The 12,644-nt window shown below is 28.2% G+C and carries 16 protein-coding genes and 3 pseudogenes; 8 read left to right on the forward strand and 11 right to left on the reverse strand.

The features are described 5' to 3' along the window. Nucleotide 1: 1 nt before the first annotated feature. The 8 genes from nuoC to ACOTU8_RS04965 form a co-directional block, all read right to left on the reverse strand. The gene (gene nuoC, locus ACOTU8_RS04930) at nucleotides 2-796 is read right to left on the reverse strand and encodes an NADH-quinone oxidoreductase subunit C (RefSeq protein WP_422342110.1); all 795 of its coding nucleotides are present in this window, start codon (nucleotides 794-796) and stop codon (nucleotides 2-4) included. Beyond that, nucleotides 793-1,296, reverse strand: a complete 504-nt coding sequence (gene nuoB / locus ACOTU8_RS04935; protein WP_422342036.1) for a NuoB/complex I 20 kDa subunit family protein — start codon at nucleotides 1,294-1,296, stop codon at nucleotides 793-795. Before nuoB ends, nuoC begins: the two co-directional genes overlap by 4 nt. Then, nucleotides 1,278-1,667, reverse strand: coding sequence for an NAD(P)H-quinone oxidoreductase subunit 3 (nuoA, locus tag ACOTU8_RS04940; protein WP_070277942.1), 390 nt, complete (start codon nucleotides 1,665-1,667; stop codon nucleotides 1,278-1,280). Before nuoA ends, nuoB begins: the two co-directional genes overlap by 19 nt. A gap of 112 nt (nucleotides 1,668-1,779) precedes the next feature. Further along, nucleotides 1,780-2,445, reverse strand: coding sequence for an ATP-binding cassette domain-containing protein (locus ACOTU8_RS04945; protein ID WP_422342037.1), 666 nt, complete (start codon nucleotides 2,443-2,445; stop codon nucleotides 1,780-1,782). Next, nucleotides 2,438-3,148, reverse strand: coding sequence for an ATP-binding cassette domain-containing protein (locus tag ACOTU8_RS04950; protein ID WP_422342038.1), 711 nt, complete (start codon nucleotides 3,146-3,148; stop codon nucleotides 2,438-2,440). The genes ACOTU8_RS04945 and ACOTU8_RS04950 overlap by 8 nt, the downstream gene beginning before the upstream one ends. After that, complete coding sequence (locus tag ACOTU8_RS04955; RefSeq protein ID WP_422342039.1) at nucleotides 3,145-3,939, reverse strand: ABC transporter permease; 795 nt, start codon at nucleotides 3,937-3,939, stop codon at nucleotides 3,145-3,147. Before ACOTU8_RS04955 ends, ACOTU8_RS04950 begins: the two co-directional genes overlap by 4 nt. Continuing rightward, nucleotides 3,926-4,870, reverse strand: coding sequence for an ABC transporter permease (locus ACOTU8_RS04960; protein ID WP_422342040.1), 945 nt, complete (start codon nucleotides 4,868-4,870; stop codon nucleotides 3,926-3,928). The genes ACOTU8_RS04955 and ACOTU8_RS04960 overlap by 14 nt, the downstream gene beginning before the upstream one ends. Then, the gene (locus tag ACOTU8_RS04965) at nucleotides 4,870-6,405 is read right to left on the reverse strand and encodes an ABC transporter substrate-binding protein (protein WP_422342041.1); all 1,536 of its coding nucleotides are present in this window, start codon (nucleotides 6,403-6,405) and stop codon (nucleotides 4,870-4,872) included. Before ACOTU8_RS04965 ends, ACOTU8_RS04960 begins: the two co-directional genes overlap by 1 nt. A 335-nt stretch (nucleotides 6,406-6,740) precedes the next feature. Here ACOTU8_RS04965 and ACOTU8_RS04970 point away from each other — a divergent pair. Continuing rightward, nucleotides 6,741-6,809, forward strand: a pseudogene (locus ACOTU8_RS04970) (globin); the annotation flags it as partial. Between the two features lie 228 nt (nucleotides 6,810-7,037). Beyond that, on the forward strand, nucleotides 7,038-7,460 hold the full coding sequence (gene cgb / locus ACOTU8_RS04975; RefSeq protein WP_422342042.1) for a single-domain globin Cgb: 423 nt from the start codon (nucleotides 7,038-7,040) through the stop codon (nucleotides 7,458-7,460). A 19-nt stretch (nucleotides 7,461-7,479) separates the two neighbouring features. Here the strand turns inward: cgb and ACOTU8_RS04980 are convergent, their stop codons facing one another. From ACOTU8_RS04980 to ACOTU8_RS04990, 3 genes and pseudogenes are all read right to left on the reverse strand, one after another. Then, entirely contained in the window at nucleotides 7,480-9,111 is a 1,632-nt protein-coding gene (locus ACOTU8_RS04980; protein ID WP_422342043.1) for a multidrug ABC transporter permease/ATP-binding protein, read from the reverse strand. Between the two features lie 36 nt (nucleotides 9,112-9,147). After that, nucleotides 9,148-9,595 (reverse strand): annotated as a pseudogene (locus ACOTU8_RS04985) (MFS transporter); the annotation flags it as partial. After that, nucleotides 9,586-9,740 (reverse strand): annotated as a pseudogene (locus tag ACOTU8_RS04990) (MFS transporter); the annotation flags it as partial. The pseudogenes ACOTU8_RS04990 and ACOTU8_RS04985, both read right to left, overlap by 10 nt. Before the next feature lie 87 nt (nucleotides 9,741-9,827). Here ACOTU8_RS04990 and ACOTU8_RS04995 point away from each other — a divergent pair. The 6 genes from ACOTU8_RS04995 (at nucleotide 9,828) to rpsD (ending at nucleotide 12,644) form a co-directional block, all read left to right on the forward strand. Then, nucleotides 9,828-10,625: an MBL fold metallo-hydrolase gene (locus ACOTU8_RS04995; protein WP_422342044.1), complete on the forward strand. Its 798-nt coding sequence runs from the start codon at nucleotides 9,828-9,830 to the stop codon at nucleotides 10,623-10,625. 87 nt (nucleotides 10,626-10,712) lie between these two features. After that, nucleotides 10,713-10,931 carry a translation initiation factor IF-1 gene (gene infA, locus ACOTU8_RS05000; RefSeq protein WP_422342045.1) on the forward strand — a complete coding sequence of 73 codons (219 nt, stop codon included), beginning with the start codon at nucleotides 10,713-10,715 and terminating at the stop codon, nucleotides 10,929-10,931. Nucleotides 10,932-11,102: 171 nt separating this feature from the next. Then, on the forward strand, nucleotides 11,103-11,216 hold the full coding sequence (gene rpmJ / locus ACOTU8_RS05005; protein WP_002781429.1) for a 50S ribosomal protein L36: 114 nt from the start codon (nucleotides 11,103-11,105) through the stop codon (nucleotides 11,214-11,216). Between the two features lie 2 nt (nucleotides 11,217-11,218). Continuing rightward, entirely contained in the window at nucleotides 11,219-11,584 is a 366-nt protein-coding gene (gene rpsM, locus ACOTU8_RS05010) for a 30S ribosomal protein S13 (RefSeq protein WP_422342046.1), read from the forward strand. Nucleotides 11,585-11,593: 9 nt separating this feature from the next. Beyond that, nucleotides 11,594-11,986 carry a 30S ribosomal protein S11 gene (rpsK, locus tag ACOTU8_RS05015; protein WP_002779544.1) on the forward strand — a complete coding sequence of 131 codons (393 nt, stop codon included), beginning with the start codon at nucleotides 11,594-11,596 and terminating at the stop codon, nucleotides 11,984-11,986. A 31-nt stretch (nucleotides 11,987-12,017) separates the two neighbouring features. Next, nucleotides 12,018-12,644, forward strand: coding sequence for a 30S ribosomal protein S4 (gene rpsD, locus ACOTU8_RS05020; RefSeq protein WP_422342047.1), 627 nt, complete (start codon nucleotides 12,018-12,020; stop codon nucleotides 12,642-12,644).

Consider the following 12,644-nt stretch of genomic DNA (forward strand, 5'->3'; position numbering starts at 1 on the left):
TTTAACGCCTTTTCTCTAAAATTTTTGCTTCATCACGTTTTACTTTTTTTACAAAAGTCACACCTTCATCTTCTTGATATTCTTGTTTAAAGGAAATTTCCTTCTTTTGACCGCCTTTTGGTACTTCATGATAAAGTCTTGCAAAATTTAGCGTATCTTTATCATCAACAAAACCAGAATCTCTTTGTTCTTCGCCCACTACTTCACGGTATTCTTTACCAAAAATTTTATCAATCTCATACCATCTTGCAAACTCATCGCCCTTTAAAGGATAAGTTTTTAAAAGCGGATGCCCAAACCAATCATCGGGCATTAAAATGCGTTTTAAATTAGGATGATTTATGATGAAAATTCCAAACATATCATAAATTTCTCTCTCACTCCAATTTGCTCCTTTAAAAATATGAGCCACGCTTTGCAAACGCTCTTTTACACCTACAAAAGTTTTTATTCTCACTCTTAATTTTTTTTCTAAATTTAAAAGCTGATAGAATACTTCAAAACCATTTTTACTTGCCATAAAATCAATAGCACTTGCCTCTGTAAAACTTAAATACCTTAAAGTTTTAAGCATTTGTAAGGTTTTAACATTGTCTTCTTTTTTGATTTCTATTACCCAAAAATCAAGCTCTACAAAGGAATTTAAAATTTCTACTTGAGTTTTTAAAACTTCAAAATCATCTTTAAAAACACTTTCATTAATATCAGATTTTACAGTGTACGGTGCGTGATAAAATCTATCTTTGTAGTAATTTTGAGTTTGAGCATTTTTTTTATCGCTATACTTTCTCATTATACCAACCTTTTAGGCGCGATCTTGCGACTTGCTTTTTCTTTGCGAATCTTTTTTTGCAAAATCATCAAAGCAAACTGAAAACTTTCTGGACGCGGGGCACAACCTGGCACATAAATATCTACAGGTATGATTCTATCAACTCCTTGAACAGTAGAATAAGTATTAAACATACCACCTGTATTGGCACAACTTCCCATAGAAATCACCCATTTAGGATCAGGCATTTGATCATAAAGTCTTCTTGTAAATTCAGCATGTTTTTTAGATAAAGTTCCTGCGATAATCATCACTTCACTATGGCGTGGCGAAGCTCTAAAAATCGTTCCAAATCTATCAAAATCATATCTTGAACCCCCAGCCGCCATCATCTCAATCGCACAACAGGCAAGTCCATAAGATAAAGCCCATAAAGAATTACTCCTGCCCCATTGAACTAGTTTATCAACACTAGTTAAAACTACAGGCAAACCACTTGCATAATTTACTTGATGCTCTGCCATGCAAACGCTCCTTTTTTATAAGCATATAAAAATCCAACTCCTAAAAGTACAATAAAAACAAAAACTTCTAAAAGTCCAAACCAACCCAAATCTTTAAAAATCAAAGCCCAAGGAAATAAAAACACAACTTCTATATCCAAAAGTATAAAAATCAAAGCAATGATGAAAAATTGAGAGTTAATCTTGTTAGCTTGTTTAACAGGAATAGGACCACATTCATAAATTCCAAGTCCTAATTTTTTGCGATTTTTTGTGGCAAAATTATTACCGATTTTTGAAGCTAAAAAAACCAGTCCAAAAAAAATAACACTAGCAAGTACTAGCATTAAAAAAATACCAAAATAAGGATGCGAAGCATCTATATGAGACATTTATTCTCCTTTTTTAAAGCACTTTAATCACTCCACAACAAAAATTAAATTTACACTTTTCTTTATTTTACTCTAAACTTTCTATATTGAAACTTATATTAAAAAATATTTTTTAAAGTTTTAATTTTTTATGATTAAATTTATAAAAAAGATCACTTTGATGAGTTATAAATAAATAAGAAATATTATTTTTTTGCTGATAGTCATATAAAAAAGTTAAAATTTCTTTAGACGTTTTAATATCAAGCGCTGAAGTAATTTCATCTAAAATCAATAATTTAGGATTTAAAACCAAAGCACGGATAAGACCTACACGCGTGGCTTCTCCTCCGCTTAACTCATAGGGTTTTTGTTCTAAAATTTGTTTTTTTAGACTAAAAAAATCAAAAAATTCTAAAATCAATTCATCATTCTTTTGTAAATTAAAATTTTCCAAACCATCTTGTATAAGATTTTTGATTTTTTTATAAGGGTTTAAAGCCATTTTTTGATCTTGAAAGCAATACTGAATTTGCTTTCTTAAAAGTCTTTGTTTGTTTTTATCAAGCTTGTGTAAGTTAAGATTTTCATACCATACCTCACCTTCACTTGGATCTTCTAAAAAACAAAGAATTCTAGCTAATGTGCTTTTGCCTGCACCACTTTTACCCAAAATCATTAAATTTTCATTGTTTTTCAAAAAAAAATTGACATTATCAAAAATAATATATTTTTCTTTTTTTAAATACCAATGCTTTTTAAACTCATAAAACTTACTTAAATTACAAACTTTAAGCATTATACAACCTCAAAAACTCATTTAAGCTATATAAATTTGAACCATTTTTTTCTATCACAAGAATTTCATCTGCTAAAGAATTTACCAAATTTAAATCATGAGTGATGCAAACTAAGGCTGTAGTATTTTTTAATTCTTGTAAAATCGATATAATTTTAAAAGCATTTTCTTCATCTAAAGAAGCTGTGATTTCATCACAAATTAAAATTTGGGGTTGATTTAATAATGCCAAAGCTAGACTCACCCTTCTTGCCATACCCAAACTTAATTCATTAGCATAAGAATGCCATAACCTATCAAGGTCTTCAAATCCTAATTTTTGAAGATAAAAAAAAGCATAATCTTTTCTTTCTTTTTGTTTTAATTTTGTATGAGTTTTTAAAACAAGATGACATAAATTTCCAATATCCAAATAAGGATAAAGACTAAGCTCTGCATCTTGCAAAACAAGTGCCACCTTAGAACGAAAATCTCTAAGTTCTTCTTTGTTAAAATTAAAAATACAAGAATTATGAAAACTTAATTCATCAAAGCTTATTGTGAAATTAGAATCTAAAAGCCTTACTAAAGTTTTTCCCAGCAAACTTTTTCCCACTCCGCTTTGTCCTAGTATCATCAAAGTTTTGCCTGTTTTTATATCTAAATTAATATCCTTAAGTAATATATTATTTTTTAGGCTCAAATTTAAATTTCTTACCTTCAAGATCTTATACCCCAAATTTTTTGTAAAAAATTACCCAACCATAAAAGAGGTAAAAACAACAAAAGCAAACTTAAAAGTGGAAAAAGTATCATCCACCAAGCACCTATAAAAACTGCTTTTGAAGACTCACTCAAAAGAGCACCTAAAGTTGGAATTTCAAATCCTAAACCTAGTCCAAAAAAACTTAAAGTTGCCTCTGTAGCTATAGCATGAACGATATTAAATATAAAAAGTGTAAAAATAAGTGTTTTTAAAGCAGGTATTAAATCTTTAAAAAAAGCTCTAAATTTAGTTCTTCCAAGTACTATATTTGCTTTGTAAAAATCTAAATTTTCAAGTCTTTTTAATTCACTTTCTACAATTCTTGCTATAAAACACCAATGAATTAAAGCGATTAAAAAGATCATCAAAAACACATCAGAAGTTATCATGCTTTGAAAAAACATCATAAGTAAAAAAGCAGGCAGGGCTAAAAAAAACTCTAAAATACGCATCCAAAAGACATAAAAAAAACATCGTGCCAAAAACAAATAACAAAAGGCAAAGATAATAGACAATAAAGATCCACCGACACCTATAATCAAAGAATTTCTCAAAGCAAAAAGCAAACGAGAAAACAAATCCCTGCCCAAAAAATCAGTCCCCAAGATATAAGTAAAATTAGGAGCTTGATGCAAATTTTCTAAATGAGTGCTTAAAATATCAAAAGGTGCTAAGAAAGGTGCAAACAAGGCACATAAAAACAAAAAAATTAAAGGTGTAAGAATAATAAGAAATTTAAACAAAATCAAGCCTTCTTAATCTAGGATTTAAAATCCTAGCTATAATATCACTTAAAAATGTAAAAAATGCTGCAAGCAAAACACTAAAAAATATAAGCGCAAGTACAACAGGATAATCTTTAAAAATAATACTTTTAAAAAGTAAAGACCCAAGTCCCTCATAAGCAAAAACACTTTCTACCACATAAGTCCCCATCATAAAACTTAAAGCACTCCCACCAAAATAAGCCACAATAGGACTTAAGGAATATTTCAAAACTAAAAAATAAATATCTTTCTCTCTTAAAGCCCTAGCATATAAATTTTGAATAAAAATTTGAGAAAAACTTTCATTGATAAAATTTCTAGCAATCCTTAAAAACAGTGCTAAATGCGATAAAACAAGTACTAAAATAGGTAAAATCAAATGTTCCAAACGATTGAAAAAATCATCTTCAAAGCCTATATTACTACTTCCCATAACAGGCAAAATTTTCCAAAAAATTCCAAAAATCAAAACAAACAATAAAGCCAAAACAAAAGGAGGTAAAGCAAAAAAATTAAAAGCTAAAAAAGTAATGATTTTATCTATAAAACTTTCTTTATAATAATATCCTAAAAGTGCCAAAAAAACACTAAGCAAAAATAAAAGCATTAAGGCACTAAAACCCAAAATCAAAGTATTAAAAATTCTTTCTTTTATAAGCTTTAAAACACTTTCTCCACTTAAAAAAGAAACTCCTAAATCTCCTTTTAAAGCCTTAAAAAGCCAAATTTTATACTGCTCTAGCAAAGGCTTATCAAGCCCTAAATTTTGTTCTATTCTTTGAACAAATTCTTTACTTTGTGAATTAACTCCATTGGCATAAGCAATGCTACCTTTGCTAAAATGAAGTAAAACAAAACATAAAAAAGTGCTAAAAAATGCTACGACAATACTAAAAACAAAGCGTTTTAGCACTATTTACTCCACTCATAAACATTCCAAGTAAAACCCACTCCATGATGACCTAAAATCCTTGCTTTGATACCTTTTAAATCTTTATTATAAACTAAAGCAAAATCAAGATAGGCTAAAAAAATAAAAGGAGGGTTTTCATACAAAGCATCTATAAAATCTTTATAATATTTTCTTCTTTCTTCCAAATTTGAAGTATTTCTTGCTTTTTGCAAGGCTATATCCACTTTTTTATCATGATAATGTCCAAAATTCCAGCCTTCACCATTTAAAGCACTATCTTGCGAACTTTCAAATACTCTAAAAGTATGAAAATCAGGGTCTAAAGGACTTCCCCAGCCTATTAAAAAGCTATCTACTTTAGAATAATCAAAACTTCCAGCAGGTTTAGCCACCACCTTGCTTACAACTCCTATTTTTCTAAATTCACTTTGCAAAATTCCAGCTAAACTTACCCTTAAAGGATCATTGCTCATCGCCCAAATTTCAAATTCTAAAAATTTTCCATCTTTTTCAAAATTTCCATCTTTATTTTTCTTAAAACCTGCACTCACAAGCAAGTCCTTGGCTTTTTTAGGATCATATTTGTAAATTTTAAAATTCTTAGAATTTACCCAAGAGCGCTCTAAAGGGTGATTGGCTACAAAAGCATAATCATGTAAAAGATTTTTTACTATACTTTCTTTATCAACTGCGTAATTTAAGGCTTGTCTTACCTTTAAATCTTTTAAAAATTCATTATCAAAATTAAACATTAAAGCCCGATAATCAGCCGATTTTTCACGCAAAATTTCAAAATTTTTATCATTTTTAAAAATATTTAGAAAAGAAACATCGATTAAAGCTGCATCTATCTTACCATTTTTAAGCTCAGTACTAGCTATAGAAGGATCAAAAATGTGTTTTATAATAAGTCTTGGAGTTTTTACCTTATCAAGATAAAAATGTTCATTGGCTTTAAATTCAACATATTCACCTTTTTTCCATTTTAAAAATTTATAAGGACCTGTGCCTATAGGATTTTGATTAAAAGAACTTGTGCTTAAATTCTCATTTTCAAGCAAATGTTTAGGAAGCATTCCTATGCTTAAAGCATCTAAAAATGCAGGATAAGGTTTAAAAAGTGTGATTTTTACATGAGAAGGATTTAAAATTTCCACACTTTTAATATCTTCGAAATTAACATAAACAGAAGAATTGTTTTTAGGATTTTTAAAGGCTTCTATACTAAATTTCACATCATCAGCACTAAATCTCACTCCATCATGCCATAAAACATCATCTCTTAAAAAAATATCATAAACAAGCCCGTCTTTGCTTACATTCCAAGATTTAGCCAAATCAGGCTTTAAGCTCATATTTTCATCAAAACGCGTAAGTCCTGAAAATACAAGATTAATCACCGCATCATGATCCTCACTATAAGCAGGATTTATCCTTGTGATTTCATTTTCAACCGCTATAATAAGCATATCTTTTGGGGTTTTTGCTTCTAAATTCACAAACAACAACATTGCAAAAATTAAAAATCTCAACATAAAAAACCTTTTTTTTAATAACGCACAAAATTATAAAACAAAAAAACTCAACTTACAAGCCTATATGGGGGATAAAAATTTATATTTTAATCATAAAATTTGATATTTAATACTATAAAATTTTAATAAATTTAGTATTATTAAAGCTTAAATATAAGTCAAAACCCGATATAAGGATTCAAAAAAGTCTTAAAAATTATATTGTAATTACAATGACTTCTATGAAAAATATAAAACTTTTTAATTATCTAAAATATAAAATTTTAACATAAATCAATTTTTTTCTCCTTTTTAAAATATAAAATATCTTAATTTATATTAAAAAAGGAGAAATTATGACAAAAGAACAAATTCAAATTATTAAAGATTGTGTGCCTATTTTGCAAAAAAATGGATTTGATATTTAATACTATAAAATTTTAATAAATTTAGTATTATTAAAGCTTAAATATAAGTCAAAACCCGATATAAGGATTCAAAAAAGTCTTAAAAATTATATTGTAATTACAATGACTTCTATGAAAAATATAAAACTTTTTAATTATCTAAAATATAAAATTTTAACATAAATCAATTTTTTTCTCCTTTTTAAAATATAAAATATCTTAATTTATATTAAAAAAGGAGAAATTATGACAAAAGAACAAATTCAAATTATTAAAGATTGTGTGCCTATTTTGCAAAAAAATGGAGAGGATTTAACCAAAGAATTTTATAAAATAATGTTTAATGATTATCCTGAAGTAAAACCTATGTTTAATATGGAAAAACAAGCTTCAGGAGAACAACCAAAAGCTTTAGCTATGGCAATTTTAATGGCGGCTAAAAATATAGAAAATTTAGAAAATATGAGAAGTTTTGTTGATAAAGTTGCTATAACTCATGTTAATTTAGGAGTAAAAGAAGAACATTATCCTATAGTTGGAACTTGTCTTTTAAAAGCTATCAAAAATCTTTTAAATCCAGACGAAGCAACTCTTAAAGCTTGGGAAGTTGCTTATGGTAAAATTGCTGATTTTTATATAGATATAGAAAAAAAGCTTTATGAAAAATAATATAAGCCCTTTTTGGGCTTTAATCAAATTTTTCTACCAAATCTTTAGCTAAATCTTTAATATTTTCACCTTTTAACTCACTAATCTTACCATTTTGTGCTAATAAGATTCTATCTGCACTATCAAAATATGCATCATCATGTGTGATAGCAAAGATTGTTTTACCTTGCTCTTTCAGTAAAGGTAAAAGTTTTTTATAAAAAAATCTTCTAAAAACTGGATCTTGATCAGCTGCCCATTCATCAAGTACTAAAATATCCCTTTCTTCAAGTAAAGCTATAAGCATGGCTAAACGCTTTTTTTGTCCTGTAGAAAGTTTAGTTAAGGTAAGTTCGTTATTCTCAATACTTGTTTTATCTTTAAGTTCTAAAAATTCTAACCAAAAAGCAATTTTTTCTTCACTTGCAAAATTTTCTTTATTTAAAGTTTTGGTAAAAAGATGAAAATCGCTAAAAACAGCAGAAATAAGTGATCTATACTCATCTAAATTTTTATCGTCTATAAGCGTATTATCAAGATAAATTTCACCTTTACTTGGCTTAAAAAGTCCTGTTAAAAGCATACAAAATGTGGATTTACCACTTCCATTTTTACCTATTAAAAATACTAATTCACCTTTTTTAAGTTCTATATTTACAGGATCTAAATGAAAATTTTCTTCATAAGCAAATTGAGTATTTTTAAAAGAAATTTTTTTCCATTCCCTGATATAGTGCGTCTTTTTAAAACCTTCTATATAATCATCTAATTCTAATTTTGCAATCTTATCCAAAGCAATTTTTGCTAAAAGTAAGGTTGGGAAAGACCCTATCATAGATACTAAAGGGGTTCGTAAAAATAAAATAGAAAGAGCTATAGTTGTAGCATCAGCCACACTTGCCCACCCAAATTTTAAAGATAAATAAAACTCTACTCCTACTAAAGCCAAAAGAGTTACATTCGTCCAATTATTTGAGAGATTGTTAAAAAGATTACCTAAAGTACTATTTTTCTTTTTTAATCTTGCATTATTTTCAAATTCATCTTCATAGTAAAGCTTAGCTCTATCACGATTGATTAAAAGTTCTTTATGTCCATCTAGTATATTTTGGTAATTGTTTTGTAAAGCATCATCATTTTCCCTTGCTTTACGAAAATACTGATACACTTTCATCATCAAAAAATTATTAGTAATAAAAATAACCATAATCCATACTACACATAAAGCAAAAATTTGTGCTGAAAGATAACACAAATAAACACTAGTGCATAAAATTAATATACTTGATTGTAAAAAATCAGGCAATCTTAAAAGCCCAAAAGATATATTTCTTACATCACTTCCTAAAGAGGCTAAAATTTTTGCCTTACCTACCTTAGCCACCCTTAACAAAGGAGTATCTAAAATTTGTTTTACCACGCGTCTTTGCATTTTAAATATAAAATTTTGCCCAAAAACACTAAGTCCAAGTTCGACCATAGTAGAACTTATAAAAAATATCAAAAGTAAAATAATAAAATAAAAAATAGGAATATTTTGTACATTTTTAAGTAAATAATTATTAATAAAAACAAGAGTTAAAACTCCAACTACACTTGTAACAAAAGAAAAAAGTAAAAAAGAAATCAATTTTAATTTATTTTGCTTAAGCAATTCTATAATAAAAGGCATTTATAAACTCCAAAATATAATTTTAATTATAACATTTTAAGAGTGATTATCAAATTTTATTTTATCTTTTACCATAAAAACAGTACAAATAGCCAATAATACTAAAAAATATATATACTCATACCATAAAAAATAGATTTTCATTTTTACTCGCGAGTGTATTAAGCCAAAAAACGAGTTGCGGAGTAATACCGCCTGAAATTGCATAAGCAATATTATAAGAAAAAGAAATTCCTAAAAATCTTATTTTAGCTCTAAAAACTTCACTCATTAAAATAGGTGCAAACACATTAATCCCACCTAAAAAACAAACAATCGAATACAAAATACACATCAAAACCAAATTTTTAAGCTCATATAAAGCATAAAAATATAAAAAAAGAAAAAATACAAAAGTTAAAGATAAAGAAAATACAAATTTTAAATAAACCAAATTTATCCACAAAATAACCCATAAAAGACCACCTAAAGCTATTTCCAAAATTCACTCATATCTTTAGGAAAAATACATTAGCTATATATTTAGCAAAAAAGACCAAAATAATAAAATCATAAAATTCTAAAGTTCCTCCTAGTGAAGAAAGTCCTAAGATCTTAATTTCCTTTGTTCCAAATTTTGATTTTCTCATTGATTAATTACCTTAAATTTTAAAAACATTGTTTTTATTATACTATAATCATTTCTAAAATATTATCTAAAAAATTTAAGGATAAATATGTTTAATTTTATAACCACTCTTTTAAAAACCAATCTTTATTTTTTAGAAGAAAAAACCACAAGCAAAAATTCAAATCAAACCCATATAATCTCTCTTAAACAATCTGATGATAAATTTTTAAATTTATTATTTTCTTTTTTAGTGCCACAAAGCGATGAAGATAAGAATTTTATAGAAAAAACTCGCACAAAAATTAAAAGAAATGAGCATAATATTGCTCTGATAAAAAATCCAAATTTTAATGCTTTAATAGACACAGGGTTTTTAGATACTATTGACGTATTAAAAGAAAAATTGCATATCTACAAAACCGATTTCAAAGATATCACTCATATTATCTTAACACACGCACACCCTGATCATATAGGTGCTTTAATGAGCGAAGAAAATCTTTTTCCAAAAGCTCAAATTTTAATCGATAAAAAAGAATATGATTTTTGGATCAAAAGCGATAGACAAGAAATTAAAAACACCTTGCTTAAACTTAAAAATATAGAATTTATTAACCACTCTAAAGATTTGATTTTTCAAAATTCAGGCATTAAAGCCATACCTGCTTATGGACACACCCCAGGACAAAATGCTATAATAATTGATGATAAAATAGTCTTTTGGGGAGATTTACTTCATCTTTATGATATACAAATCTCAAAACCTAAAATCGCTATAAAATTTGATATAGATCAAAATGAGGCTATACAAACAAGGGAAAAACTACTTAAAGAATTTAAAGAGAGAAAACTCAAAGTTATAGGTACTCATGTACCTTTTATCGAGCCTGAATTTTTAGATTAATTACTTAAAAATTACTAAAAATTAAGTAAAAATTTTAATAATTTTTGCTAAAATTATAGCCTTTTTATTTCATGAAAGGAGAAAATTTTGGCAAGAGATGATGTAATTGAAATTGATGGCACTGTACTTGAAGCATTACCTAATGCAAATTTCAAGGTTGAACTTGACAACAAACATGTAATTTTATGTCATATTGCAGGAAAAATGCGTATGCATTATATAAGAATAATGCCAGGTGATAAAGTAAAAGTAGAACTTACACCTTATAGCCTTGATAAAGGGCGTATAACTTTTAGATATAAATAATCTAAGTTATTTAAAAGCTAATTTTAGATAAAATTAGAGTTTTTGCGACAAATTACATCGAACTATATGAAGAAGTATTTTTAAAATCCACCACTTATTTTGAAAATAGTTGGTTATTCATAAAACCTGATGTAGTCGTAAATCAAGTGGAATTTATTCAAGGAGACGCTCATGAAAGTGAGACCATCGGTTAAAAAGATGTGCGACAAGTGCAAAGTAGTTCGCCGTAAAGGCGTGGTTCGCATTATTTGCGAAAATCCAAAACATAAACAAAGACAAGGATAAACATGGCTCGTATTGCAGGTGTGGATTTACCAAAGAAAAAAAGAATTGAGTATGGATTAACTTATATCTATGGTGTAGGACTTTTTACTTCAAGAAAAATTCTAGATAAAGTAGGAATTTCTTACGATAAAAGAGTTCATGAGTTAAGTGAAGATGAAGCAGCAGCTATCCGTAAAGAAATTCAAGAAAACTATATGGTTGAAGGGGATTTGAGAAAACAAGTTGCTATGGATATCAAAGCACTTATGGATTTAGGAAACTTTAGAGGCTTAAGACACAGAAAAGGCTTACCAGTTCGCGGACAAAAAACAAAAACAAACGCAAGAACTAGAAAAGGTAAGAGAAAAACTGTTGGTGCAAAATCATAAGGATAAATTATGGCAAAAAGAAAAATCGTAAAGAAAAAAGTAGTTAAAAAAAATATAGCAAAAGGTATTGTTTATATCAGTGCAACTTTTAACAATACTATGGTTACAGTAACCGATGAAATGGGAAATGCTATCGCTTGGAGTAGTGCAGGTGGTTTAGGATTTAAAGGTTCTAAAAAATCAACTCCTTATGCAGCACAACAAGCAGTAGAAGACGCTTTAAATAAAGCAAAAGAACACGGAATTAAAGAAGTAGGCATTAAAGTACAAGGACCAGGAAGCGGTAGAGAAACTGCTGTTAAGAGTGTAGGTGCTATGGAAGGAATCAAAGTAACTTTCTTAAAAGATATCACTCCATTAGCTCACAATGGTTGCAGACCGCCTAAGCGTCGTCGTGTCTAAGATAGTAAGAAAAATTTAGGAGAATAATATTATGGCAAGATATAGAGGACCAGTAGAAAAATTAGAAAGACGCTTTGGTGTTAGCTTAGCATTAAAAGGAGAAAGAAGACTAGCTGGCAAAAGTGCACTAGATAAACGCCCTTATGCACCAGGACAACACGGAGCAAGAAAAGGTAAAATTAGTGAGTATGGACTTCAACTAAGAGAAAAACAAAAAGCTAAATTTATGTATGGAGTAAGTGAAAAGCAATTCCGTCGTTTATTTGCTGAAGCAGCAAGAAGAGAAGGAAATACAGGGGTATTACTTATCCAGCTTTTAGAACAAAGATTGGATAATGTGATATATAGAATGGGTTTTGCTACAACACGTCGTTTTGCAAGACAACTTGTAACACACGGACATATTTTAGTAAATGGTAAAAGAGTGAATATTCCTAGCTTTAGAGTAGAAGCAGGTGCTAAAATCGAAATTATCGAAAAAAGCAAAAATAATCCACAAATAACAAGAGCTATCGAACTTACAGCGCAAACTGGAATTGTTGCTTGGGTTGATGTTGAAAAAGATAAGAGATTTGGAATTTTCACAAGAAAACCTGAAAGAGAAGAAGTTGTCATTCCGGTTGAGGAAAGATTTATCGTTGAGCTTTACTCTAAGTAA

It is taken from the genome of Campylobacter jejuni (genome assembly GCF_049221745.1).
GTDB lineage: Bacteria > Campylobacterota > Campylobacteria > Campylobacterales > Campylobacteraceae > Campylobacter_D > Campylobacter_D jejuni_E.